At 46.1% G+C, this 24,669-nt stretch carries 24 protein-coding genes and 1 tRNA gene; 20 read left to right on the forward strand and 5 right to left on the reverse strand.

Annotated features, from left to right (window positions below):
* The first annotated feature begins 51 nt into the window (after positions 1–51).
* From TRQ7_RS00855 to aglA, 7 genes are read left to right on the forward strand one after another with little or no spacing between them, the layout of a single operon-like run.
* Positions 52–2,634, forward strand: coding sequence for a TPR domain-containing glycosyltransferase (locus TRQ7_RS00855; protein ID WP_041843784.1), 2,583 nt, complete (start codon positions 52–54; stop codon positions 2,632–2,634).
* A 2-nt stretch (positions 2,635–2,636) separates the two neighbouring features.
* Positions 2,637–4,001 carry a glycosyltransferase gene (locus TRQ7_RS00860; RefSeq protein WP_041843785.1) on the forward strand — a complete coding sequence of 455 codons (1,365 nt, stop codon included), beginning with the start codon at positions 2,637–2,639 and terminating at the stop codon, positions 3,999–4,001.
* Positions 4,002–4,004: 3 nt separating this feature from the next.
* Entirely contained in the window at positions 4,005–4,712 is a 708-nt protein-coding gene (locus TRQ7_RS00865) for a class I SAM-dependent methyltransferase (RefSeq protein WP_012310363.1), read from the forward strand.
* 12 nt (positions 4,713–4,724) lie between these two features.
* Positions 4,725–5,921, forward strand: coding sequence for an FprA family A-type flavoprotein (locus tag TRQ7_RS00870; RefSeq protein ID WP_041843786.1), 1,197 nt, complete (start codon positions 4,725–4,727; stop codon positions 5,919–5,921).
* 5 nt (positions 5,922–5,926) lie between these two features.
* Positions 5,927–7,003, forward strand: coding sequence for an FAD-dependent oxidoreductase (locus TRQ7_RS00875; RefSeq protein ID WP_041844525.1), 1,077 nt, complete (start codon positions 5,927–5,929; stop codon positions 7,001–7,003).
* Positions 7,000–7,671 (forward strand): bifunctional demethylmenaquinone methyltransferase/2-methoxy-6-polyprenyl-1,4-benzoquinol methylase UbiE, encoded by a 672-nt coding sequence (gene ubiE / locus TRQ7_RS00880; protein ID WP_041843787.1) that lies wholly within the window; start codon positions 7,000–7,002, stop codon positions 7,669–7,671. Before TRQ7_RS00875 ends, ubiE begins: the two co-directional genes overlap by 4 nt.
* Positions 7,672–7,711: 40 nt before the next feature.
* On the forward strand, positions 7,712–9,121 hold the full coding sequence (aglA, locus tag TRQ7_RS00885) for an alpha-glucosidase AglA (protein ID WP_041843788.1): 1,410 nt from the start codon (positions 7,712–7,714) through the stop codon (positions 9,119–9,121).
* Positions 9,122–9,159: 38 nt separating this feature from the next.
* On the opposite strand, the gene TRQ7_RS00890 is transcribed toward aglA, so the two are convergent.
* Positions 9,160–9,233 (reverse strand) — tRNA-Gln (locus tag TRQ7_RS00890).
* Positions 9,234–9,293: 60 nt separating this feature from the next.
* On the opposite strand from TRQ7_RS00890, the gene TRQ7_RS00895 reads away from it, so the two are divergent.
* From TRQ7_RS00895 to TRQ7_RS00955, 13 genes are read left to right on the forward strand one after another with little or no spacing between them, the layout of a single operon-like run.
* Positions 9,294–10,961, forward strand: coding sequence for a nucleoside kinase (locus TRQ7_RS00895; protein WP_041843789.1), 1,668 nt, complete (start codon positions 9,294–9,296; stop codon positions 10,959–10,961).
* Positions 10,961–11,839: a DUF4941 domain-containing protein gene (locus tag TRQ7_RS00900; RefSeq protein ID WP_041843790.1), complete on the forward strand. Its 879-nt coding sequence runs from the start codon at positions 10,961–10,963 to the stop codon at positions 11,837–11,839. The genes TRQ7_RS00895 and TRQ7_RS00900 overlap by 1 nt, the downstream gene beginning before the upstream one ends.
* Entirely contained in the window at positions 11,836–12,282 is a 447-nt protein-coding gene (locus tag TRQ7_RS00905) for a GerMN domain-containing protein (protein ID WP_038068112.1), read from the forward strand. The genes TRQ7_RS00900 and TRQ7_RS00905 overlap by 4 nt, the downstream gene beginning before the upstream one ends.
* Positions 12,267–13,052 (forward strand): tRNA (adenine-N1)-methyltransferase, encoded by a 786-nt coding sequence (locus TRQ7_RS00910; protein WP_041843791.1) that lies wholly within the window; start codon positions 12,267–12,269, stop codon positions 13,050–13,052. The genes TRQ7_RS00905 and TRQ7_RS00910 overlap by 16 nt, the downstream gene beginning before the upstream one ends.
* Positions 13,052–14,260, forward strand: coding sequence for a S41 family peptidase (locus tag TRQ7_RS00915; RefSeq protein ID WP_038068116.1), 1,209 nt, complete (start codon positions 13,052–13,054; stop codon positions 14,258–14,260). Before TRQ7_RS00910 ends, TRQ7_RS00915 begins: the two co-directional genes overlap by 1 nt.
* Positions 14,257–14,643, forward strand: coding sequence for a hypothetical protein (locus TRQ7_RS00920; protein ID WP_041843792.1), 387 nt, complete (start codon positions 14,257–14,259; stop codon positions 14,641–14,643). The genes TRQ7_RS00915 and TRQ7_RS00920 overlap by 4 nt, the downstream gene beginning before the upstream one ends.
* The gene (locus TRQ7_RS00925) at positions 14,643–15,059 is read left to right on the forward strand and encodes a hypothetical protein (protein WP_231556119.1); all 417 of its coding nucleotides are present in this window, start codon (positions 14,643–14,645) and stop codon (positions 15,057–15,059) included. The genes TRQ7_RS00920 and TRQ7_RS00925 overlap by 1 nt, the downstream gene beginning before the upstream one ends.
* Positions 15,060–15,066: 7 nt before the next feature.
* Positions 15,067–16,287, forward strand: coding sequence for a glycosyltransferase family 4 protein (locus TRQ7_RS00930; RefSeq protein WP_015920252.1), 1,221 nt, complete (start codon positions 15,067–15,069; stop codon positions 16,285–16,287).
* A 5-nt stretch (positions 16,288–16,292) separates the two neighbouring features.
* Complete coding sequence (locus TRQ7_RS00935; protein ID WP_038068118.1) at positions 16,293–16,937, forward strand: hypothetical protein; 645 nt, start codon at positions 16,293–16,295, stop codon at positions 16,935–16,937.
* Complete coding sequence (locus tag TRQ7_RS00940; protein WP_015920254.1) at positions 16,937–17,566, forward strand: metallophosphoesterase family protein; 630 nt, start codon at positions 16,937–16,939, stop codon at positions 17,564–17,566. The genes TRQ7_RS00935 and TRQ7_RS00940 overlap by 1 nt, the downstream gene beginning before the upstream one ends.
* A 1-nt stretch (position 17,567) precedes the next feature.
* Positions 17,568–18,053 carry a pantetheine-phosphate adenylyltransferase gene (gene coaD / locus TRQ7_RS00945; protein WP_015920255.1) on the forward strand — a complete coding sequence of 162 codons (486 nt, stop codon included), beginning with the start codon at positions 17,568–17,570 and terminating at the stop codon, positions 18,051–18,053.
* Positions 18,050–19,972: a threonine--tRNA ligase gene (thrS, locus tag TRQ7_RS00950; protein WP_041843793.1), complete on the forward strand. Its 1,923-nt coding sequence runs from the start codon at positions 18,050–18,052 to the stop codon at positions 19,970–19,972. Before coaD ends, thrS begins: the two co-directional genes overlap by 4 nt.
* A gap of 2 nt (positions 19,973–19,974) precedes the next feature.
* Positions 19,975–20,823 carry an HD-GYP domain-containing protein gene (locus TRQ7_RS00955; protein ID WP_038068120.1) on the forward strand — a complete coding sequence of 283 codons (849 nt, stop codon included), beginning with the start codon at positions 19,975–19,977 and terminating at the stop codon, positions 20,821–20,823.
* Here the strand turns inward: TRQ7_RS00955 and TRQ7_RS00960 are convergent.
* The 4 genes from TRQ7_RS00960 to TRQ7_RS00975 are packed head-to-tail and all read right to left on the reverse strand — an operon-like array spanning position 20,803 to position 24,665.
* Positions 20,803–21,276 carry a hypothetical protein gene (locus tag TRQ7_RS00960; RefSeq protein ID WP_041843794.1) on the reverse strand — a complete coding sequence of 158 codons (474 nt, stop codon included), beginning with the start codon at positions 21,274–21,276 and terminating at the stop codon, positions 20,803–20,805. The genes TRQ7_RS00955 and TRQ7_RS00960 overlap by 21 nt on opposite strands.
* A gap of 10 nt (positions 21,277–21,286) precedes the next feature.
* Positions 21,287–22,468, reverse strand: a complete 1,182-nt coding sequence (locus tag TRQ7_RS00965) for a metallophosphoesterase (protein ID WP_038068123.1) — start codon at positions 22,466–22,468, stop codon at positions 21,287–21,289.
* Positions 22,465–23,301: a type I phosphomannose isomerase catalytic subunit gene (locus tag TRQ7_RS00970; RefSeq protein WP_015920260.1), complete on the reverse strand. Its 837-nt coding sequence runs from the start codon at positions 23,299–23,301 to the stop codon at positions 22,465–22,467. Before TRQ7_RS00970 ends, TRQ7_RS00965 begins: the two co-directional genes overlap by 4 nt.
* Positions 23,298–24,665, reverse strand: coding sequence for a FapA family protein (locus TRQ7_RS00975; protein WP_015920261.1), 1,368 nt, complete (start codon positions 24,663–24,665; stop codon positions 23,298–23,300). Before TRQ7_RS00975 ends, TRQ7_RS00970 begins: the two co-directional genes overlap by 4 nt.
* Positions 24,666–24,669 lie beyond the last annotated feature (4 nt).

Genomic DNA, 24,669 nt, shown 5'->3' on the forward strand with positions numbered 1-24,669 from the left:
ATATGAGGAAAGAAAGAGCAGGACATAGAAATATACAACCGAGGTGAGAAGATGAGAAAATGTCTGCTTTCTGTAGCCATGATAGTGAAAGACGAAGAACACAACATAAGAAGAGCGCTTGAAAGCATAAAAGACGTCGTAGATGAAATCGTGGTGGTCGACACGGGATCCACAGACAGAACACCAGAGATCGTGAGAGAATACACAGACAAGCTTTACTTCCACGAATGGAAAAACGATTTCTCTGAAGCGAGGAACTTTTCTTTGAAATTTCCCACCTGCGAGTGGATTCTCATTCTGGACGCTGACGAAGAAGCTTCAGAAGAGTTCAGACAAAACATCAGAAGTTTTCTGGAAAGCCTATCGGAAGATGTGAACACCGTGTATCTTCCCACAATAAATTATCTGGATTGGGACTTCAAAAAAACTGAAATAGCATCAACCCCGAGGATCTTCAGAAACGGGACTGTTTATTACAAGAACATCGTTCACAATCAAGCGATTTATAAACCGAAGGTGGTGCACGCCCCGTTCAAGATTTATCATTACGGCTACATTTGGACAAGAAAGCTCAAAAAGAAAAAGTATGAACGAACAGGGACATTAATAAGAGAACATCTAAAGAACGTGAAAGATCCTGTAGAAAAAATATACTACCTCGTCCAGCTTTACAAAACAGAGAAAATAGGTGGTCAGAAACACGAGGAGAACAAAATCGCTTGGGAAACTCTGCAGGAAATAATGAAGGTTGGAAAAATACCTCCAATAGGTCTGGAGTTTTTTTATATATTCGGAATGGAACTGATTTTGAACGGGTTCCTTGAAAAAGGAGAAGAATTCATAGACTCCGCTATTAAGGCTTTCCCAGAAAATCCAGATCCATATTTCGCAAAGCTTGTAATTTACGAACGAAAAAAAGACTGGGAGAATCTTTATCAGTGGGGGAAAAAGTTTTTCGAAGTTTTAGAGAGGGCCCTATCTCAAGCAGAAAAATATGATTTTACAATCATGACTATCAAAGAAACAGGAATGGCTCATCTTCTCATGTGTCATGCTTGTATAAAACTTAAAAAATGGGATGAAGCCTACGCGAATCTTTTGAAAGCGATTGAAAACGGCGTAGATAAATCCAAAATTGCTCTCACGCTTCGGATTATATCAGAAATAGACAACAGAGAAGATTTCCAGAAAGCACTCACGTTAATTGAGAAAATAGCAGAACACTCTGAAAGCTTGTTTTTCGATGAAATAGTTGAGAAAATAGTGGAATTCGAGATTGAAGCATCCGAAAAGCTTTTGAACAAACTCCCTGTTTCAAGGAGAATCTCCAAATTCATTTTGAAGAGATTAGTAGAAAAGAAGGATTTCCTGTTCGAATACCTGACAGACGGTGACATTAACTCCTTCGTGGGAAAAACAGGTATCCCCGGACTTCTTTTCATCTTCGATCTTTTGAGAGAGAAAGAAACAGAAGGAAGACTCATCAGAGTTCTCTCAAAGATCGAAGGTGATGAAAAACTTAACGGCATTATCCAGGCTCTCATCGGCGATCTGTATCTGAAACTTGGGAATTTCTCGGAAGCCATCTCAAGGTACAGAAAAACACTGGAACTGGCTCCGGAGATAGCAAGCTTCATAAAACCTGTGATAGAAGATCTGAAAACAAGACTCGACCCGGATATAGAAGGAGTCTACGAGGAATTGTACAGATACTTCTCCGGCTACAGAGAGTTTCCGTTCAACATCCTCGAATTCGCAAAAGAAGACGCGGAAAAACTGTATCTCATCTCCGATCACCCACTCGCCATCTACACCTCAGCAGTGGCTGTGTTCCAAAAAAGCAAAGAAAAAGCAAGAACGCTTCTTGAAAGAATAAAAGACATCTCAAAACTTCCATTCTACTATTACCGTCTCGCAAAAACCTGGGAAGAAGAGAATCCATTGAAAGCCTTCGAACTTAACATAAAAGCAGTGGAAGAAAACGAAAATCTGGGAGACATAGCACTTGGAAGATACAAATACAACGGGCTTTATCCGAATCAGACATTTCCGTTCATGAAAAAAGAGGATGAAATCATCTGGGTGGGAAACATAACAGAGAGATTCTCTGGTTTTGGTGCGATTCACCCTGTCAGAGCGTGGAAGAGAAAAGAAAACTTCTACTACGCGCTTCCATATCCATCAGATGAAGCCTTGAAGCTTTACAAAGAAAGAGAAAAGGAAATCATGAAAGAACCTCCATTCAAAGTGAAAGAAGAACACATAATAGAAGTTCTTCTGGAGAGCGATACAAGGGACCTGAGAATCAAAGGAGAAGCTCCTGGGATTGAATTCGTCCTGAAAGATCTGGAAATAGAGTTGAAAGAAAACTCGAAGAACCTTCTTGTTGTTTCTGGTGTGGAAGAGACACTCGACCTGAATAAACTTGTTGAAAATGCTGAAAGAGTGCTTCTTTTCTTCTTTGTGCCTGATATGAATGATAGAAACAACCCCGTGTGGTATTATCCTGGCTTCAGAGTATTGAGAACCACTCATCAAATGAGGAAAACTCTGGAAAATCTGAGATTCTCCGTTGTTAAAGTGAGAGCAGTTGATAAAAACCTCAGGTTCATTGAAGCCTTCAGGAGGGTCTGATTATGGACATCTTTGAAGAGATAAGAAAAAGGATAGAACAAAAAGAATTCTCGAAAGCAAAAGAACTGATTGAAAAGATAGAAGATGAAGTGGAAAGATACAACTCACTCGGAATCATACACTACTACGAAGGCAAAATCAACGAAGCACTCGAGTTCTTCAAGAAAGCCCTCGACACCAATCCAGTTCACGATGATGTTCTTTTCAACTACTCAAAGGTACTCTTTGAAAAGGAAGAGTACTTCGAATCCTGGAGGTATCTGACAAGGATCAACAGCAAAACGTGGGAAGTCTACGACATGCTTGGAGACACACAGTTGAAGCAAAACAATCCAGCGATGGCTCTTCATTACTATAAGAAGGCAATGGAACTTTCCAATATACCGGAAATGAAAGAGAAATATCAGATATTGAGAGACCAGTTCAAAAAAGACATAAAGCTTGCCATATTTTGCCTTCCTGGTCTGGACAACTTCATAAAAGACATAGCTCAGATTTTGTCGAACATCTACGATGTGAAACTCGTAGTTACAACAGATGGCAGGCAGATTAAGGAAGCGTACGATTGGGCAGATATCGTCTGGCTCGAATGGGCGAACGAAATGGCAGTGGAGATAACGAATAAACTGCCGAAGGATGAGAAAAAGATCATATGTAGATTGCACAGATATGAAGCCTTTACTCCGTTTGTGCAGAAGATCAATTGGAATAACATTGATAAGCTTATTCTTGTAGCCGATCATATGAAAGAAGTCCTCGAAAAATACCAATCAAATATTTATAAACTCATAGAAGATAGAATTGAAGTTGTTCCTAACGGTTTGGATCTTAACAGGTTTCAATTCAGAGTACGACGTCCCGGTTTTAATATTGCTGTTGTTGCTCATATAAATCATCGCAAGGAACCCGCTATGTGGCTTCAGGTTATAGGTATGCTAAAAAAAGTAGATGAAAAATACACTTTACACATAGCTGGAGATTTCCAAGATCCAACATATGCACACTATTTCTACTATTTTATCAAAAACGCAGGCCTTGAAAAGAACGTAAAACTCTACGGCTGGGTTGATGACGTGAACGCTTTTCTTGAAGATAAAAATTATCTGCTTTCAACCAGCATTCATGAGGGGCATCCTTACAATATAGCAGAAGCCATGGCGAGGGGCATAAAACCTATTATACATAACTACGCTGGGGCAAAAACGCAGTGGCCTGAAAAACTAGTTTATAACTTTATCTTTGAGATTCCAAACTTGCTTTCAGAAGAATACAACAGCTTGTCTTACAGGACGTATATTGAAGACTCTTGGGCCATGGAACGACAGATTCTCAATATCTCGCAACTTCTGAAAAATAAAGGGGGATGAACCATGTCTAATAAAAAAAATTCTCTTGTTGATTTTCTGAAAGGTAATTTGTTTTCAAACAACTTAGAGATAACTGTACAATCAATGCCTTATATATTGAGAATAGAATTAATCGAGAAATTGTGTGAAGAAAAAAAGGTTGTCCATATTGGTTTCGCTGATCATAAAGATTTAATTGTTAAGAAAATACAAAACAACATCTGGCTTCATGGTAGAATTCTTAAGAAGGCCCAAAAGTGCGTAGGTATCGACATTGATAGAGAGATGGTAGAGTTTATTCGAAAAGAATTTTCTATAGAAAATTTGTATTGTTTAGATGTGGAAAAGGACGAACTACCACCAGAGATAAAAGCAGAAAAATGGGATTATATTCTCATTCCGGAGGTACTTGAACATGTAGATAATCCTGTTAATTTCTTAAAAAATATTAAAGCAAAATTTGCTTCCATTTCAGATAGAATCATAGTTACTGTTCCAAATGCATTCAAACTTGAGAATTTCCTCAGCGCCATGAAAGACAAAGAAGTTATCAATAGTGATCACAGATATTGGTTCACAGTCTACACAATTTCTAAAGTACTAACCGTTGCTGGTATAAGTGTTGAAAATTTCTTTTTGGTTGATAGTTACTATAATCCAATCTATTACGAAATAAAACAAAAATCTCCTTTGTTCAGAGAAAACATAGTTGTCATTGGAAAATTTACTTAGGAGGTGTCCTGCATGTCCAAAATCTGGACTGAAAAGATCTTCGACGATCCGGAAATCTTCATTTTGAGAGTAGACGACGATCAGATAAAGTACTTCGAGGCTGTTTGGGAAATAACTGAAGGCATCAGCTACAACGCGTACCTTGTGAAACTGGGCAGTGCAAACGTTCTGATAGACGGCTGGAAGAGAAACTACACAAAGGAGTTCATAGAGACCCTCTCCAGTCTCATCGATCCGAAAAAGATCACCCACATCGTAGTCAACCACACCGAGCCAGATCACAGCGGAACACTGCCCGAAACACTGAAAGTTGTTGGACACGATGTGGAGATCCTCGCATCGAACTTTGGAAAAAGACTCCTTGAAGGTTTCTACGGGATAAAGGATGTGACGGTGGTATCGGACGGCGAAGAAAGAGAAATAGGCGGAAAGACGTTCAAATTTGTCATGACTCCCTGGCTTCACTGGCCAGACACAATGGTGACGTATCTCGACGGAGTTCTCTTCGGCTGTGATGTGGGCGGCGGATACCTACTCCCAGAGACTCTGGACGACTCAGACGAGAGCGTTGTGGAAGAGTACCTTCCCTACGTCACAAAATACATCGTCACTGTAATAGGACACTACAAAAACTACATTCTGGAGGGAGCAGAGAAACTCTCCGCACTCGACATAAAAGCGATACTTCCGGGACACGGGCTGATATGGAAAAAGGATCCGGGAAAACTTCTTGAGCACTACGTGAACGTTGCGAAGGGTGTTCCAGAGAAAGGAAAAATCACGGTGATCTACGACTCCATGTACGGCTTCGTCGAGAACGTGATGAAAAAGGTGATCGATTCTCTCAAAGAGAAAGGATTCATACCGGTTGTGTACAGATTCTCCGACGAGGAAAGACCCGCGATCAGCGAGATCCTGAAAGACGTTCCAGACAGCGAGGCGCTGATCTTTGGTATCTCCACCTATGAGGCGGATCTTCATCCACTCATGAGGTATGTCATCTACGAGATCACCGACAAAGCAAATTATGAAAAACCCGTTCTTGTCTTTGGTGTGCACGGCTGGGCTCCGTCTGTCGAGAGAAAGTCAGGAGAATTTCTGAAGGAGTCGAAGTACAGAGTGCTTTCTTTCACAGAGGTGAGGGGTGCTGGCGTGGACGAGAAGAAGGTCGAAGAGGCGATAGATCTTCTCATGAAAGAACTGGAGTGATGAACGTGAAGGTGCTGATAGTCGGAAATGGTCCCGGTGGGGTGGAACTGGCAAAACAACTCTCGGAAGATCACGAAGTCACCATCGTCGAAAAGGAAACGGTTCCCTATTACACAAAACCCATGCTCAGCCATTATGTTGCAGGACTGGCGGAGGAAAAAAGTCTCTTTCCCTATCCGATCGACTGGTACGAAAAAAAGGGTATAAGACTCCTTCTTGGTACAAATGCAAAAAGGATAGACTCGGAAAAGAAAATTCTCGAAACAGACAGAGGAACCCTTGAATACGACGTTCTCGTTCTCGCAACGGGTGCAAAGCCGAGAACACTCAAAATACCCGGCTGGGAGAGAATGTACACTCTGAGGACGATAGAGGATGCGAAGAGATTGAAAGAGGCGGTGGAAAGAGAAAAGGATCTTCTCATCATCGGCGGAGGGTTCATCGGCCTTGAAATCGCAGGGAATCTGTCGAAACAGGGAATCAAGGTGAAAGTGGTTGAGAAGATGACCCGTCTCATGGGACTGGACGAAGAACTGACAGAGAGAATAAAAAAAGAGCTCGAAAAACACAAAGTGGAGTTTTACCTTGGCAGGGACGTGGAGAGGATAGAAAACGACGTTCTCGTTACAGACAAAGAGGAGATCCCTTCAAAGGTTATTCTATGCTCCATAGGGATAGTACCGGAGACAACTCTTGCAGAAGAGAGCGGTCTTGCAGTGAACAGGGGTGTCCTGGTGGATAAGACATTCAAAACATCAGAGCCGAACGTCTACGCCATAGGGGACTGCGCAGAGCACAACGGTATCATCTGTGGAACGGCAAAGGCTGCCATGGCACATGCGAAAGTTCTGGCGAACAACCTGAGAGGCATCCCTGATGAGTACGACTTCCAGTTCAGGTCTTCCTACTTCAAGTTCGGCGACTTTCCCATCGCCGTCCTGGGAACCCTCACGAAGGATGGAAACTGGCTGGACAGTGAAACCAAAGCCTTCTACAGGGATGGGAAGATCGTTGGAGTTGTGGTCTTCGAAGACATGAAAAAGGCAAGGGATTGGGAGGAAAGGCTCAGAAGTTCTCGATGAGACTCTTCGATGAAATAGCAGAAAGGTACGACCTTCTAAACAGGATCATCTCCTTTGGAATGGATCTGAAATGGAGAGAACAGATGGTGACCCTTGTCCTGGAAAAGCATCCGAACAAGGTCCTCGACCTTGCCACGGGAACAGGAGACATCATCAGACTTTTGAAGAAAAAAGCATCACATCTTGAAGTTACAGGGCTTGATCTTTCGCTGGAGATGATGGAGATAGCAAAAAAGAAAGTGAAAGGTGCAGAGTTCATCACAGGAGACGCCCACGATCTTCCTTTCGAAGATGAAGAGTTCGATGTCATCACAGTGGCGTTTGGATTCAGGAACTTCTCCGACAGAAGAAGAGTTCTGAAAGAATGCCGCAGGGTGCTCAAAAAAGGTGGAAGACTTGTGATTCTTGAACTTCTTCCTCCAAACACCAGAAGGTTCACCGGGAAACTCTACTCTCTCTACCTGAAACTCTTTGTTCCTCTCCTTGGAGGAGTCTTCAGTGGGGATTTTCGTGCCTACAGGTACCTCTCCAGATCCGTTCTCAACTTTCTGACACCTGATCGGATAGTGAAGATGATGGAAGAAGAAGGCTTTGAGGTGAGTTTCAAGCCTCTTCTTTTTTCTGTGGCGGGGATCTTCGCTGGTGATAAAATTTCCTCAGGTAATTAATTCGTCTCAGAAACGAATTTAAAAAGAAGGGGGTAAAAACATGAAGATCTCCATCGTCGGAGCGGGCAGTGTGAGGTTTGCCCTCCAGCTTGTGGAAGACATCGCCCAGACAGATGAACTCTCAAGAGAAGACACACACATCTACCTGATGGACGTTCACGAAAGAAGACTCAACGCTTCCTACATCCTGGCAAGAAAGTACGTGGAAGAACTGAACTCACCCGTGAAAGTGGTGAAAACGGAAAGTCTCGATGAAGCGATAGAGGGTGCGGACTTCATCATAAACACCGCCTACCCTTATGATCCGAGGTATCACGACAGCGGATCTCAAAGGTGGGACGAGGTCACAAAGGTAGGAGAAAAACACGGCTACTACAGAGGAATAGACAGTCAAGAATTGAACATGGTTTCCACCTACACCTACGTTCTTTCTTCTTATCCCGACATGAAGCTCGCCCTCGAGATAGCGGAGAAGATGAAGAAGATGGCACCCAAAGCGTACTTGATGCAGACGGCAAATCCCGTCTTCGAAATCACGCAGGCGGTGAGAAGGTGGACCGGTGCGAACATAGTGGGGTTCTGCCACGGTGTTGCCGGAGTTTATGAAGTCTTCGAAAGACTCGGCCTCGATCCGAAAGAAGTGGACTGGCAGGTCGCCGGGGTGAACCACGGGATCTGGCTGAACAGGTTCAGATACAGAGGAGAAGATGCATACCCGCTTCTCGACGAGTGGATAGAGAAGAAGCTACCAGAGTGGGAGCCGAAGAATCCGTGGGACACACAGATGTCACCCGCTGCGATGGATATGTACAGATTCTACGGTATGCTCCCGATAGGGGACACGGTGAGGAACGGCACCTGGAAGTACCACTACAACCTGGAGACGAAGAAGAAGTGGTTTGGAAAGTTCGGCGGAATAGACAACGAGGTGGAAAGACCGAAGTTCCATGAACACCTCAGAAGGGCAAGAGAGCGCCTCATAAAACTCGCAGAGGAAGTCCAGGAAAATCCACACCTGAAGATCACAGAGAAACACCCCGAGATCTTTCCAAAGGGAAGACTCAGCGGAGAACAGCACATCCCTTTCATCAACGCGATAGCGAACAACAAACGTGTGAGGCTCTTTCTGAACGTGGAGAACCAGGGAACACTCAAAGACTTTCCCGATGATCTTGTGATGGAACTTCCCGTCTGGGTGGACAGCAGTGGGATACACAGAGAGAAGGTAGAACCCGATCTCACACACCGAATCAAGATCTTCTATCTCTGGCCAAGGATCTTGAGGATGGAATGGAATCTGGAGGCGTTCATCTCAAGAGACAGAAAGGTACTGGAGGAGATCCTCATCAGAGATCCGAGGACGAAATCTTACGAACAGGTTGTGAAGGTGCTGGACGAGATACTCAGCCTTCCTTTCAACGAAGAGATAAGAAGATACTATGAAAATTGATGATTCAAAACAAGCCCCCTCTTCGGGGGCTTTTTCTCTGGCTGGGGCGGGTGGATTCGAACCACCGATCGCGGATCCAAAGTCCGCCGCCTTACCGCTTGGCCACGCCCCAACCTTTTCCATGCTATAATTTTACCACTGTAGGAAAGCTCCTTCAAGGGAGGAAAACAGCATGCGAAAGATCACACTTCGTTCAAAACTGGACGGGAGAGAGATCGTTCTCGAGGAAAATCAGAATCTCTTCGATATAGCCAGAGAGTACCAGAAGTACTACAGGTACAAAATACTGGCTGCGAGGGTGAACAACAGGATAATAGAACTCTTCAGAACACCCGATAGAAGCGGAGAACTCGAATTTTTAGACCTCACAGATCCCGACGGACTCAGAATATACCAGAGAGGACTCGTCTTCCTCGCAAGTCTTGCCGTTAGAAAACTGAATCCGGAATGGCGATTGAAAGTCCTTCACTCACTCGGGAAGGGGATATACTGCGAAATCTATAAGGGAAATGAATTAATCGTTCCCGACCAGAATCAGGTGTTCGCCATAAAAGATAAGATGAGAGAACTCGTCGAGAAAGATCTACCTATTGAGAAGAGAACGTTCTACAAAGACGAAGCAAGGGAGATATTAATGAAGGAAGGGCTTGTGAAAACGGTCAATCTCTTCAAGTACAGAAAAAAGAGAACCGTGAAGCTTTACCACTGCGATGGTTTCTGGGCGTACTTCTACGGATATCTTCCACCGAGCACCGGCAGGATTGACGTTTTCGATGTTCAAGCTTACAATCAGGGGCTCGTTCTTGTCCATCCGGATCCAAAAACAGGAGAGCTTCCCGTCATCCACATGCCCAAACTCTCCCAGGTGTTTCTCGAATACGCCCGATGGCTGAACGTTCTGGAACTCGAGTACGTATCCGATCTCAACGATATCATAGCCCGTGGGGAAAGGCACGTGGCTGACCTTATGCTTCTTTCTGAAGCACTTCATGAAAAGAAGATCTCAGACATAGCGGATGAAATCGCAAAAGACAAAAGAAAACGGCTCATTCTGATTGCGGGTCCTTCCTCTTCGGGAAAGACCACCTTCGCCAAGAGACTCTCACTCCAGCTCAGAGTGAACGGTCTAAAACCAGTTGCTATTTCCCTCGACGACTACTTTGTGGACAGAGAAAAAACACCGCGTGACGAAAACGGAAACTACGATTTCGACTCGATAGAGGCCCTCGACATAGAACTCTTCAACAGGAACCTTCAGGATCTTTTGGCTGGAAAAGAGGTGGTCCTGCCGAAGTTCAACTTCAAGACCGGAAAGAGGATGAGAGGTCCCACCCTCAAATTGGAGAAGGACAACATCATCATCGTCGAAGGAATACACGGTCTGAACGAACGCCTGACGGCCTCAATACCGAAAGAGCAAAAGTTCAAGATATACGTGAGTGCATTGACTCAGCTGAACATAGACGATCACAACAGAGTCACAACAACGGACACGCGGCTCATCAGAAGAATCGTGAGGGACTACAAGTTCCGGGGACACACCGCGTACGATACATTGAAGATGTGGCCAAACGTCAGAAAGGGTGAAGAAAGAAACATCTTCCCGTTCCAGGAAGAGGCTGATGTGATGTTCAACTCGGCCCTGGTTTACGAAATACCAGTGCTCAGGATTTTCGCCGAACCCCTTCTCGTTCAGGTTCCGGAGGACACCCCAGAGTACTCGGAGGCACTGAGACTTTTGAAACTTCTGGACTTCTTCTTGCCGATCACGAACATAGAGGATATTCCTGACAAATCGATCTTGAGAGAGTTCATAGGAAGGAGTATCTTCAAATACTGATGATGAGGGTGCTCTGGTTGATATCAATCCTTTTTGTCACCGTTTCTCTGGCGGATACTTTAACGCTGGATGCAACCCTGCTGAACTTTGATGAGACTCTGCAGATCCTTCTGGAACACTCAAAGATCTTCGAAATCACACCACCGTCCACGGGAACGGTGGGAAGTCTCAAGTACCTGGAGTACAACGGCCACGTTCTTGCCAATGTGGAAGACCTCTACATCCTCGACAACAACAAGTTGCCAAATCCAGGCGTTCCAGTGGAGACCCTGAAACTGTTCGGTGTGGATTATGTTCAGGCAGATGGAAACATCAAGATAATCACATGCAGAGTGAACTCCATAGAGGAGATCGGAAGAACAATCGTTGTAAACTACGAAGGTGAGAGAAACTTCGATATCGAACAGGCGGAAGACTCTATGAAGATTGTCGCAAAAGACTGGCTCGTCTTCAGGGGAAAACCGGCCGCACCCGGAGATGTGCTCTTTGAAAAAAGAGAAGTTGTGGTAGAAAAAACTGCAGAGAGCGATGGTCAGTTCAGAGTCTTGCTGAAACTCAAAGAATCGGCTGGTTACATCGTGAAACCACTGGGAGAGCGGATCGATCCCTTCGAAAAAGATGCGGTTTTCCTGGTGGGATACGGTGACGGAAGGGTGATCGTGAGGAGTTTCTCCAAGGACCTGAACGGGCTCGATCTTCCCGCTTACTCGAATTCTTTGAAGATCGCAAAAAAGATTGCAGATGAGATGAACTACAGAATCGAGATATGTCCCATATACGATATTCCCGTTGGGGTCACGGGGGTTGTGGTTCTTCTGAGAGAAGAGGAAGATATGCCAGAACTTCTGGATGTCATTGAGAGGTTGATGAAGGAATGAAAAGATACGCTTCTTTTATAATCCTTCTGGTGACAGTTGCTGTCTTTTCAACGGAGTTGAAGATATGCTATCTGAGCGAAGACCTTTTGCCCGTTGTCAAGGTGATAGAGGCAAAGGAAAATCCTGTCCTTGAGATCTTCGAGGCACTCTCATCCCCTCCTTCGGGGTTGAAGAGTTTTGTGCCTCAGGATGTGCTCAGAGCATATTTTTTCGTTGGAGACTATTTGATTCTTGACCTCTACAGTGAAAGGCTGAAGGGAATGGACTTTGAAGCGGAAAGATACTTTCTACACCAGATGCTCTACACGGTCTTTTTGAACGTGAAGGGCGTGAACAACGTGTACATTCTTGTGGATGGAAAAAGGCGAAACGTGCTCGTCAAGCACGTGGACATCAGATTCAGTTTTCCAAGAGAGGTGTGGGAGAAGTGGCCGATACACTGAAACCAGGAGACAGAGTACTTCTTTCGTTCGAGGACGGGAGTGAATTTCTGATCGATCTGGAAAAAGACAAAAAACTGCATACACACCTTGGTGTGATCGATCTCAACGAGGTCCTTGAAAAAGAAACTGGGGACATCATAAGAACGTCATCTGGAAAAAAGGGCTACATCCTGAAACCCCGGCTGATCGATGAAATCATGAACATGAAACGAAGAACTCAGATCGTCTATCCAAAGGATTCTTCCTTCATCGTTATGATGCTCGATGTGAAGGAAGGTGACAGGGTCATCGATACGGGTGTGGGAAGTGGGGCAATGTGTGCGGTTCTCGCACGGGCCGCTGGAAGCTCTGGAAAGGTCTTCGCCTACGAAAGAAGAGAAGAGTTCGCAAAACTTGCACAGAGCAACCTGACGAAGTGGGGACTGGTTGAAAGAGTTACAATAAAGGTGAGGGATATATCCGAAGGGTTCGACGAGAAAGATGTGGATGCGCTGTTTCTGGACGTGCCCGATCCCTGGAACTACCTGGATCGATGCTGGGAAGCCCTGAAAGGTGGTGGAAGGTTCGCAACCGTCTGTCCAACTACGAATCAAGTTCAAGAGACACTGAAGAGATTATACGAACTTCCCTTCGTGAAGGTGGAGGTATGGGAAAGTCTCTTCAGACCTTACAAGCCCGTTCCAGAGAGACTGAGACCGGTGGATAGAATGGTTGCTCACACAACTTACATGATATTCGCCACAAAAGTCTGTAGAAAGGAGGAAATATGATGAAACTCAATCAACTCTCCAGGTTTGTCATCATCAGCGTTCTGGTGCTGGTTTTAACTCTCATCCTCGGTGGTTCATCAAGGACAGACCTCACCATAGAAGAAGTGAACAAGGCGCTGGAGCCGTTCTTCGATTCTCTCTCTTACATACTGAATTACTACTACGAGGCAGACAAACTGGACATCAACAAGCTCATAGATCATGCCATAGATGGACTTGTGAAGGGAACAGGGGATGACTTTTCCTACTATCAGGATCCAGAAACCTACCGTGAAAACCAGATAGAAATGAAGGGAGAGTACGGCGGTCTTGGAATAGAAGTGACTTACGATACAGAACACAGTGCCATAAAGGTGGTAGCACCCATGTATGGAACACCGGCATGGCGAGCTGGATTGAAGGCGGGAGATCTCATCATAACAATAGACGGAACACCGGTCTCCAAGATGACGTACATGGAGGCGGTGAACAATCTGAGAGGTGAGCCGGGAACGTCTGTGACGATAGAGGTTTTGAGAGATGGAGAAAAACTCACTTTCACCATCGTCAGAGAAAAGATAGAGATAAAGATGGTACTCTACTCGTTCATAGAGACGGAGAAGGGAAGAATCGGATACGTGAGAATAACCCGATTCGGTGAGAAGGCCGACTCGGATATGAAGAACGCGCTGGACAAGATCTTCGAAAAGGGTGTCAAGGGATTGATCATCGACGTGAGGGACAACCCCGGAGGATACCTCGATGTTGCGCTGAAGATCGTCAGTATGTTCGTCGACAAGGGCGTGATCCTGAAGGTGAGAAACGGCTTTGGAGAAGAGGACGTTTACGAGTCTTACGGAAACAACTATCCAAACGTTCCGATAGTCGTTCTGGCGAACGAAGGCTCGGCCTCTGCATCCGAGATCCTAACGGGTGCTTTGAAAGACCTCGGCATCGCCACCGTGGTCGGCAGAAAAACCTTCGGCAAAGGTTCTGTCCAGACAGGATTTCCTCTGAGCAACGGCGGAGTACTCTTTTTGACCACGGCACACTATCTCACACCTTCAGGAAAGGACATACACAGAATAGGCATAGAACCAGACGTTGTGGTTGAAGAAGAGGTGGAAGAAGAACTACACGCAGAGACAAGAGAACAGATAGAGATAGACCCGGAAAAGGATCCGTTCATAAAGAAAGGTCTGGAAGTTCTGCTCGAGAAGATAAAATGACGAGAAACGGCTTTCTTCTGATCCTTCTGGTGGTGGCGCTTTTCTTGTTTCTGACAGATCTGTCCTTCAAATCAGAGAGGAGGGAGTTCACACGGCTTCCTTCCTTTGGTGTTAGCGTGCACACCCCCTGGAAAACCACTGTTGAGCGTATCAAAAATGAACTCAATGGATCTATTCTGGTGAACGAAATCCTAAAGGAAGTGACGGATGTCGATTATTACCCGGAATGGAAGTCGTTCGTCTTCAAAGATCGAGAAAGTTTTGAGAAAGCAATGAAGGTGGTGAAGAGAGAAACAGGAAGGAGCGTATCCGTTGAAAAGACGGAAGAGAACGTTGAGTACTTCTCCGAAGAGGGTATGTACTTCATTCTGAAGGTGAAATGATGTCTGTGAAGCTGGATGAGTCCATGAAGAAGTTCTCCTTTGTGGTACCGATCACGGTGTTCTTTGTGAACGTTCTTGGTTTCTGGAACGAAATAGTGGTGGTGTACAACTCTTTGAGAGTTCCGTTAAAGGTGGCAGAGCTTTTTCTCTGTTTCATGATCTACTCTCTGGTTGTGTCTGGTGTCTACAAAATGACGACCGGCAGATCTCCGGATGAGATGATGGTTTCGTTTTCCCCCTACATATTCTTGCCCCTTCTTTCTGTGTTTTTTGACCCAAGAAAGGCCGTTTTGATACTGTTTCTTGTCTCTGTTTTTTTCTTTCATAGAATGGATAAAAAAACGATCTTCGTCGTTCTGATCAGGGTTTCTGCTCTTTTCTTCTTCATATGGAAGATTTCTTCGTGGATGAGGTGAATGGAGTATGAACATCGGGATGTTCAGCGATACCTACGCACCTCAGGTGAACGGAGTGGCAACGTCCATAAGACTTTACAAGAAAAAGCTCACAGAGCGGGGACACAGGGTGTTTGTGGTTGCACCCTCTGCACCGGAAAATGAAAAAGATGTCCTTGTAGTGAAAAGCATCCCCTTTCCCTCAGAAAGACAGCACAGAATCTCCATTGCCTCAACCAGAAAGATTCTGGATTTTGTGAGAAAAGAAGAAATTCAGGTGGTGCACAGTCATTCACCTTTTTTCATGGGATTCAAAGCGCTCAAGGTTCAGGAGGAACTGAAACTTCCACATGTTCACACGTACCACACGCTTCTTCCTGAGTACAGGCACTACATCCCCAAGCCTTTCACACCCTCGAAAAGGATGGTTGAACACTTCAGTGCGTGGTTCTGCAATCTGGTGAACGTGGTGATTGCACCGACAGAGGACATAAAGGCAGAACTGGAAAGTTACGGGGTGAAGAGGCCCATCAGGGTCCTTCCAACGGGGATAGAGGTCGAAAGGTTCGAATCGGCTGAGGCTGGAGATCTCAGGAAAAAACTGGGACTGGAAGGAAAAAAGGTGCTGCTGTACGTCGGAAGGATAGCGAAGGAAAAGAACGTGGATTTCCTTCTGAGAATCTTCGAGAAATTGAACTCCCCGGATCTGTTTTTCGTGATGGTGGGGGATGGTCCCGAGAGAAAAGAGGTCGAAGAGATCGCAAAAGAAAAAAAACTGAACCTCATCGTGACCGGATACGTTGACCACGAGGAAATACCAGAGTATTACAAACTGGGAGATGTCTTTGTGTTCGCTTCGAAGACGGAAACACAGGGGCTGGTGCTTCTGGAGGCCCTGGCTTCCGGCCTTCCGGTTGTGGCCTTGAAGTGGAAGGGTGTGAAAGATGTCCTCAAGGGTTGCGAGGGAGCGATACTTCTGGACGAAGAGAATGAAGAAGTCTTTGCTAAAACCCTGAGAGAGATCCTCACGAACACCCGCCTCAAAAACGAACTTTCCAGAAAAGGAAGAGAGTTCGTGAAAAGAGAATGGTCTGTGGAGCGCTTTGTAGGAAAACTGGAGGAGATATACATGGAGGCGATAGAAGAGGGACCTCTTGAGATCAACGCCTCCCTTATGATAAAGGAATTTGTGAAGTTCGAGAAGTTGAAAAACTTCTTCTCCAAACTGGAAGAGAGGATCTGGAGGTGATCTGGTTGTTTCCGTTTCATCTTTTTCTCGGTCACGTCGTGGCAGATCATGGTTTCACGAACAACGCGAAGATAAGAGAGTACACTGGTTGGAAATTGATAGGTCATATGATCTGGTCTGTCTTTGCGATTCTGGCTTTCACCTTCGACGTTGTGTTCGAGTCAGTGAGCGGTACGGTTGTCTTCTTTGTGGCAGTGGCGGTTCATCTGATGGGGGATGTCCTCAGGGTGTATCTGCACAGAAGAGGAAAGAAACGGGCGATAGATCTGCTGGAGATTTCTCTTCTTGCCGTGTTTCTGATCCTGAATCTTTACATCAAGGATCTCTTCGCAAACTCCTATCTCACGTCGGAGTTCGTTTTCTATCTTCTCGGGATGAACGCTGTTTCTGTGGCTATAACGTATCTTTTCCGCAACTTCGTGCCCGGTGATCCAAAGATCTCCGATATAGAGGGAATCTCTGAAAGACTTGCTTTCTTCGTTTTTCTCCTTGCTGGAAAGGAGGTTTTCGCTTTTCTTTCTCTTGCCCTCGGTTTTCTCTATAGACTCTGGAAATTCAGAAAACCCGACGTGAGGTGGTGGTTGAGTCCTGCTCTTGGTGTGGCCGTGTCTTTCATCTGGAACTGGATGATGTACGGGAGGATCATCTGATGACGTACGCTGTGGGCGACATACATGGTTGCTTCTTCGCTTTAAAGGCTCTCCTTGAAAAACTCCCACTGGGAAAGGAAGACGAACTCGTTTTCCTCGGAGACTACGTGGACAGAGGACCGAACTCGAAAGAAGTGGTGGAATTCTTGATGGAACTTTCCAAACACCACAGATGTATCTTTTTGAGGGGAAATCATGAGGAGATGCTCCTGAACTGTGTGAAAAATCACTCCGGATGCGATCTATGGTATTTCAACGGAGCAAGAAGCACGGTGGAAAGTTTTGGAGGCATTGATGAGATCAGAAAGTACCTGGATTTTTTCGAAAGCACCGTTTACTATTACGAAAAGGGAAATTTCGTATTCGTCCACGGTGGTGTGAAGCCGGGAATTCCTCTTGAGGAGCAGGATCCTTTCGATCTTGTGTGGATAAGGGAAGAGTTCATCTACAGCGAAAACCCCCTCCCCGGGAAAACGGTGGTGTTCGGCCATACTCCCCTTGAGAAGCCTTACGTTTCGTCGGATAAAATAGGTATAGACACAGGATGCGTCTATGGAGGAAAACTCACAGCCTTCAGGGTAGAGGACAGAACGTTCTTTCAGGTGGAATGCATAGGCAGGAGATGGTAGGATGGTAGCCGTGTATCCCGGTTCCTTCGATCCCATAACACTGGGGCATGTGGACATAATAAAGAGGGCACTGAGCATATTCGACGAACTGGTGGTTCTCATAACCGAAAACCCGCGAAAGAGATGCCTCTTCAGTCTTGAGGAGAGAAGAAAACTTGTAGAATCCGCATTGAAAAACGTGGACAGGGTGAGAATAGACGTTCACAGAGGTTTGCTCGTGAATTATTTGAAGGAACATGGTATAAAAGTTCTGGTGAGGGGCCTCAGGGCTGTGACAGATTACGAGTACGAACTTCAGATGGCCCTTGCCAACAAGAAACTGTACGGTGAACTGGAAACGGTTTTTCTGACGGCGAGTGAAGAGTTCTCCTTCGTTTCATCGAGCCTTGTTAAAGAAGTGGCCATGTACGGAGGCGATGTGACGGAGTGGGTAACCCCCGAAGTCGCCAGGGCACTGTACGAAAAATTGAAGGAGGGAAAGCGATGAAGATAAAAGTGGTCCTTCCGGATGGAAGTGAAAGGGAATACGAAAAGGGAACAAAACCGATGGAAATCGCTCGGGAAGTCGGTATCAAAAAGGTGATAGGTGCTGTCGTGGACGAAGAACTCTGGGATCTCAAAAGGCCCCTGGAGAGGGATTGCAGAATACGTTTTGTAACACTCGAAGACCCCGAAGCACCCGAGTTCTACAGACACACGATGGCACACATCCTCGCCCAGGCCGTCATGAGACTGTACGGAAAAGAAAACGTGAAACTGGGCATAGGTCCCACCATAGAGAACGGTTTCTACTACGACTTCGACATCAGAAACGGAAAGCTCACAGAGGAAGATCTTCCAAGGATAGAACAGGAGATGAAAAAGATAATCAAGGAAAATCTTCCCATAGAGAGAGAAGAGATCAGCAAAGACGAGGCAAAAGAAATCTTCAAAGATCAGCCGTACAAGTTAGAACTGATAGAGGAAATAGAAGGAGACACGGTGACGATCTATCGTCAAGGGGAATTCGTGGACCTGTGTAGAGGACCACATCTTCCTTCGACCGGTGTTGTGAAACACTTCAAGTTGCTTTCGGTGTCCGGAGCTTACTGGAGAGGCAGTGAGAAAAACCCCATGCTCACAAGGGTTTATGGAACCGCTTTTGCGAAAAAAGAAGATCTCGAAAATTATCTGAAGTTCCTCGAAGAGGCCCAGAAAAGAGATCACAGAAAACTGGGACCTCAGCTGGAGCTCTTCATGCTGAACACCGACTACGCTCCCGGAATGCCGTTCTTCCTCCCCAGGGGAGTCATCGTGCTCAACGAACTGATGAACTTTTCAAGGGAACTGCACCGGGAGAGGGGTTACCAGGAGATATTCACCCCGCTCATAATGAATGAACAACTCTGGAGAATCTCAGGACACTGGGATCACTACGCCGAGAACATGTATTTCATTGAAAAAGGTGAGGAAAGGTACGCTGTAAAGCCCATGAACTGTCCCGGACACATCCTCGTGTACAAAAGCAGAGCCGTGTCCTACAGGGATCTTCCTCTGAGATTCTTCGAGTTTGGCCGGGTGCACAGATACGAAAGGAGCGGGGTTCTCCATGGCCTCATGAGGGTGAGATCCTTCACTCAGGATGACGCACACATATTCTGCACACCGGATCAGATCGAAGACGAGATACTCGGTGTTCTGGAACTGATAAACACCATATACAGCCAGTTCGGTTTCACCTACAGGGTCGAACTCAGTACGATGCCAGAAGACCACATGGGCGATGAAGCGATCTGGGAAAAAGCCACGAACGCATTGAAAAAAGCATTGGACAGGGCTGGCCTTCCCTACAGGGTGAACGAGGGAGAGGGTGCTTTCTACGGTCCAAAGATAGACTTTCACATAAAGGACTCTCTGGGAAGAGAATGGCAGTGCGCAACAATACAACTTGACTTCATGATGCCAGAAAAGTTCAACGTAACGTACATCGGACCCGACAACAGAGAACATACAGCGGTGATGATACACAGGGCGATATACGGCTCTTTAGAGAGATTCTTTGGGATCCTCATAGAACATTTCGCAGGGGCATTTCCAACCTGGATCGCACCGGTCCAGGTGGCGGTGATTCCGATTTCGGACAAACACAGCGAAGGAGCAAAGAAAGTAGCAATGACGCTTTCCAGGGAGGGATTCAGGGTCTTCCTGGACGACCGAAGAGAAACGCTGGGATACCGAATAAGACAGGCACAGATTCAGAAGATACCCTACATGGTCGTGCTGGGAGACAGAGAGCTGGAAAGCGGAAAACTCTCTGTGAGAACACGCTCAGGAAAAGAGATAAAGGACGTGGAAATGGATCATTTCATAGACACGCTGAAAAAAGAAGTGAGGGATAGAAAGCTGGAGCTCACACTGGAGGGATGAGAATGAAGTGCTTTTTCGAGGAAGAAGACTTTGAAAAAATCGTGGAGAAGATAGACAGGCTTTACACGAGAGTGGATGATCTGGAGGAATCAGATATAGCCTTCTTAAAGAAGAAGATTCCCTTCTCCGGTGTTTCGGTTGTGAGAGAAAAAGATGGTTACGCAATCTACAGGGGAGAGGAAAAACTTCTGGAGACTCCTGGAGACAACAGAGAACTCCCGGCTGTCGTGGCTTATGTTCTTTCAGGTGAGAAAATGCTCGCTGGAAGCTGGGTTCGGAGAATGGTGAGTGGTCTTCTTCAGGCGATGGTGGTTCTGATGGAGATAGAGGATGAGAACGGCTGGAGTCATTCTCAGAGGGTGGCAAGGCTTGCTGAACGCGTTGGGAAAAAACTGGGACTCTCCGAAGAGCGGCTTTCTCTTTTGAAGGAATACGCCATGCTCCACGACGTTGGAAAGATAGGTATCGAACAACTAATGCTCTACACACCAACGAGGATCCGGATATTCGAGCAATATCCTCAGGATCACACGATCATGGGTTCTGTTTTTCTGGCGTCTCTTGAAGTACTCTGGGATGCCGTTCCCATCGTAAGACACCACCACGAAAACTGGGATGGAACGGGTTATCCGGATGGTCTCAAGGGTGAGGAGATACCTCTTGAAGCACGCATCATAGCCGTTTGTGACTATTACGATGTTCTCACCAATTTCGTCTCGTCCGAGTGGGAAGGACGCGCGAAAACCCACGACGAGGCCGTAGAGATCATCAAAAAGGAATCGGGGAAAAAATTCGATCCGTCGGTGGTGGATGCTTTCCTGAAGGTATTCTCAGACGAGGCTGTCGAGTAACACTCCTACAAGAAGTTCCGGTGTCCTGAGACCTGCTTTCAACACGCTGAGTGCCAGTTTCAGCCTTTCTATATCTTCTTTCAATCTTTCTCTTTCAACTGGATCGGTTTCTTGACTGAGACGCCTTTGAAGTTCCAGGATCTTTCTTTCTATTTCATCCTGTCTGTCCTGAAAATCATTCACTTTCTCTCCATTCTGGGACACCGGAGTGTATATGTAAACCTGCGTTCGCCCTGCGATCGCCGCAAGGAAGGATCCACGCTTTCTCATATCGAGGGCTATGTTGCTGTATATAACGTACCCGCCCTCTCTGAAGGCTTCCTTCTTGAACGCCAGCAGATTCGATATCTCCTGGGAAAGTACCCTGAGCACACTACGACTTGCGGGAGCCGAATACGGAATTCCCGGTTCTCCCGGATCCAGCCTGTAACCAAGAACAGGGTTAGAGATCATGGTCTCCCCCTCAAATCTTTCCAATCATGTTCGTAATCGACGCCTTCACCTCAACCCTGCCGTTCGAAAAGTCCATCGTTATCTTCGGAAGCTCTGCCTTTTTGTGAAAGCCGTGTTTTCTCTTCATCCCGATCTTTTCCAGAACGGGCCTCCAGCTACCACAGTTCACGTACAGTTTTTTTCCATCAGGTGCTGGAACTATCCTGTAGGTGAAGTGGTGAACGTGTCCCATTACAAGTATATCGACTCTGTCAATTTTGTCCAAATCTTCGGCGTAGCCCACCATGAATCTCTTCCACTTTTGACTTCCCTTCAGTACAATCCTGGCCCACTTCTGAAGGTAGTCCACCCTGCGAAGTTTTCTGAACGTGTAGACCGTCCTCACAAGAATTCTGCCCATTTCCAGACCACCGAACCTGTTCACGAACAACCTGGAGATCCAGTGAGTCCTTGGAAAGTTGTTTCTCATCCATCTCTTTGCTTCACTCGTTTTCAACATGGTGAGAAAGCTTTTCAACCAGAGTTCCACCAGGTCGACACCGATGTCGTAGATCTCCGTTACATACTCGAACCAGTGAAAAACATCGAGAAGAGGTCTCACGTTGTCATAGTCTCGTACCACCTCTTCTGGAGCAAAGTTTATGACGTTTTCGTCGAAGTTCACCATCATGTACCTCGCTATGAAATCGCCAAGCGGTGGTATTACTTTTCCGCTTTTTCTGTCCAGTGAGAAGCGATTTATAACGTCGAACTGGTTACCGTGAAGAACTAGGAGCTTTGTTTTTTCATCGTAGTAGTAGGGCAGGATCTCAAGGTGCTCGAATCTTTCCTTCAAAGCCTTTTGCAGGTTTTTGTTTTTGAGAATATGATAATCGTGATTTCCCACCACGTAGTAGATGGTGTGTCTTTTTGCGAACTTCTTGAGTGTTTCGAAGATCTTTTCATGCTTTTTCTCTATCTCGTTTATTACGGTGTCATCGAGGCTCTTCAGTACTTCATCGAAGGAGACAAGCCCCAGTTCTTTCACAACACGGCTTTCGAGAATCTCAAAGCCGTCTCCTACGATGAAGAGTTCCACTTCTTTTTCATTCAGTATGTCTTCCAGAAAATCTGAAAGTTCGCTATCGAAAAAGAAATCATCCTTGGCGGACCCATCTCCTATGTGAAGATCGCTTATGAAGACTCTCTTTATGTTCTCTCACCCCATCCTTCGAAGAAACTGCCAAGTTTTATTTCAAGAGCGAGTGCGTTCAAATAGGCACTCTCTCCCTCTGGAACGATGAACGTTTCAAAGGGTTCTACCCTTCTTCCATCGAGCTCTCCTCTTTCAAGAACAACGATTGCACAAAACCCCTTCAGAGTTTCCTCGCGCGTCTTTCTGATCCTGAAGTATTCACACTCGAACTTTTCGAAGTTCTTTATCAGAAGATCTTCAATCTTTCTTTTTTTCATCACCTTGAAAGCCTTTTCCACGTGGAGCTCTCTGCCCCGGTCCCAGTCGTAGACTCTGTAGGTGAGATCTGAAGACTGCTGAACTTCCACAAGAAAGCCGCTGGGCCCCAGTGCGTGCACCGTTCCTGCGGGAAGAAAGACAAAAGTTCCGGGCTGGACATTCACCTTTTTCAACGCTTCATCCCAGTTTCCACTCGAAAATGCTTCTTTGATTTTTTCAGGATCTTCCCCAATGGCTATCTGTCCGTTTTCCACGAAGTACCATGCTTCCGTCTTCCCCCAGGGTTCCTTTTCCAGTTTCTGTGCTTCTTCGTCGTCTGGATGCACCTGTACCGAGAGCCAGTCTTCGGCGGAGATGAGTTTCACAAGGAGTGGAAAGCGAGGAAAGACCTTCCCCAAGATCTTCTCCATGTCTTTGTTGAGATCCAGGCCTTCCGATGTTTCGGTGATGAACAGAGGATGTCCTGAGAGAAGCCAAACCTCACCTATCTTCTCTTCCGATCCAAACATTCTTCCAAGGCGATGGCTGCCCCAGATCTGTTTCCTCAATTTTGGAAGAACCTTGATCGTCATTCCGAATAACCTCCCACCCTTATTTCGCCGTCTCTGTAGTAGAAAACCGCTTTTGTGAGTTCTTTCTCCACACGAAACACTTTGTTGAACATGACGACCTCAACACCCGGATAAACGACTTCCTTCACAATGACCGCGGCGTTCTTTGCCATCTCCTCAGCTATCTCGTTCAACCTTTTTAGCTCCTGCTCGTTCTTCTGTATGGAATCTCTGAGATTTATCAGTGTGTTGCTCACCTTGTTCAGGAGAGCTTCCTTGTCGGGGGGAAATTTGTCCTTGAGAGTGCTCTGCATCTTTCTGAGCTCAACCAGAACCTTGGTGAGTTTTTGAACGTTTGCCTTATCGAGCGAAACCTGAGCAGAGATGATCTTTATCTTCTCGTTCACTTCCGGATCGACACCCACTTCCACTCTCGTTTTGACTCCTATGGGAGAGCCAAGCTGAAAGGTTTCAACCCTGACTCGAGCGATTGTCACACCACCCCTTATGCTGCCTTTACTTCCCGTCACCGTTACACTACTGGCTTTGACAGTGGAATTTTCTATGTTCTTTTCCACCACCACTTCCTCGGCTTCCACCTCTGCGTTCTCTACGAAGACCGTTTTGATCGTTTTCTTTGCCTTCACGAAAGCCTTTCCTCTTCCCTTTATACCACCTGCTGTGATGCTGCCGTTGAAGGAAACGACCGTTGCCGCTTCTATGACCCCCTTCACTTCGATGTCTTCCTGGGCCCTCACAACGAAATCCGGCTTCACATCACCCTTCACGATCACCCTGCCCGGAAAATCTATGTTCCCGGTGGAATAGTCAACTGATTCCACTTCCAGAGTATCGTTCACATGTATCGTTCCGTTCGGTTCGATGATCAGTATGCCGCTCTTTGTGGCGATGATCTCGTTGTCCTTCATCGTCACGTTGTATCCAAGGTGGTACTCTGGCATCCTTCCCGGTTTTGGTTTTACGGGATTTCCAAAAACATCCCTTCCCTCTTTGCCGGAAGTGGGTGGTATGATGCGAGCAATGGTCTCTCCCCTTTTAACGATGACCCTTTGCTTTGCAGGGATTTCCCTGAGATCGACTCTACCGTCACTCTGAGAAACGCCCTCCACTTTCTTCAGAAGCTCCACTCTTCCATCTTCGCCATCGACGGGTGGAGTGCCCTCTGCGATCAGAACGGGTGTGTTGTAAACTGGAGATTTTATAAGATCATCAATCATCTCCTCCTTTATTCCGTACTTTATCCTGGCAGACTGCAGAGCACTCATGAACTCTTCCTTCGACAGGGGAGGTTCGTCAGGTCTTTCTTTCCTCACGATAGCGTAAGCCTGCATTCTGTCTTCCGATACAGTGAACTCCACCTTCACCCCT

Source organism: Thermotoga sp. RQ7 (assembly GCF_000832145.1).
GTDB classification, from domain to species: domain Bacteria; phylum Thermotogota; class Thermotogae; order Thermotogales; family Thermotogaceae; genus Thermotoga; species Thermotoga neapolitana.

Bases quoted from the DNA above. Each gene is read 5' to 3' on its own strand.
- TRQ7_RS00855 (WP_041843784.1), top strand. From the start codon at position 52: ATGAGAAAATGTCTGCTTTCTGTAGCCATGATAGTGAAAGACGAAGAA.
- TRQ7_RS00860 (WP_041843785.1), top strand. From the start codon at position 2,637: ATGGACATCTTTGAAGAGATAAGAAAAAGGATAGAACAAAAAGAATTC.
- TRQ7_RS00865 (WP_012310363.1), top strand. From the start codon at position 4,005: ATGTCTAATAAAAAAAATTCTCTTGTTGATTTTCTGAAAGGTAATTTG.
- TRQ7_RS00870 (WP_041843786.1), top strand. From the start codon at position 4,725: ATGTCCAAAATCTGGACTGAAAAGATCTTCGACGATCCGGAAATCTTC.
- ubiE (WP_041843787.1), top strand. From the start codon at position 7,000: ATGAGACTCTTCGATGAAATAGCAGAAAGGTACGACCTTCTAAACAGG.
- aglA (WP_041843788.1), top strand. From the start codon at position 7,712: ATGAAGATCTCCATCGTCGGAGCGGGCAGTGTGAGGTTTGCCCTCCAG.
- TRQ7_RS00895 (WP_041843789.1), top strand. From the start codon at position 9,294: ATGCGAAAGATCACACTTCGTTCAAAACTGGACGGGAGAGAGATCGTT.
- TRQ7_RS00900 (WP_041843790.1), top strand. From the start codon at position 10,961: ATGATGAGGGTGCTCTGGTTGATATCAATCCTTTTTGTCACCGTTTCT.
- TRQ7_RS00905 (WP_038068112.1), top strand. From the start codon at position 11,836: ATGAAAAGATACGCTTCTTTTATAATCCTTCTGGTGACAGTTGCTGTC.
- TRQ7_RS00915 (WP_038068116.1), top strand. From the start codon at position 13,052: ATGAAACTCAATCAACTCTCCAGGTTTGTCATCATCAGCGTTCTGGTG.
- TRQ7_RS00920 (WP_041843792.1), top strand. From the start codon at position 14,257: ATGACGAGAAACGGCTTTCTTCTGATCCTTCTGGTGGTGGCGCTTTTC.
- TRQ7_RS00925 (WP_231556119.1), top strand. From the start codon at position 14,643: ATGTCTGTGAAGCTGGATGAGTCCATGAAGAAGTTCTCCTTTGTGGTA.
- TRQ7_RS00930 (WP_015920252.1), top strand. From the start codon at position 15,067: ATGAACATCGGGATGTTCAGCGATACCTACGCACCTCAGGTGAACGGA.
- TRQ7_RS00940 (WP_015920254.1), top strand. From the start codon at position 16,937: ATGACGTACGCTGTGGGCGACATACATGGTTGCTTCTTCGCTTTAAAG.
- coaD (WP_015920255.1), top strand. From the start codon at position 17,568: ATGGTAGCCGTGTATCCCGGTTCCTTCGATCCCATAACACTGGGGCAT.
- thrS (WP_041843793.1), top strand. From the start codon at position 18,050: ATGAAGATAAAAGTGGTCCTTCCGGATGGAAGTGAAAGGGAATACGAA.
- TRQ7_RS00955 (WP_038068120.1), top strand. From the start codon at position 19,975: ATGAAGTGCTTTTTCGAGGAAGAAGACTTTGAAAAAATCGTGGAGAAG.
- TRQ7_RS00960 (WP_041843794.1), bottom strand. From the start codon at position 21,276: ATGATCTCTAACCCTGTTCTTGGTTACAGGCTGGATCCGGGAGAACCG.
- TRQ7_RS00970 (WP_015920260.1), bottom strand. From the start codon at position 23,301: ATGACGATCAAGGTTCTTCCAAAATTGAGGAAACAGATCTGGGGCAGC.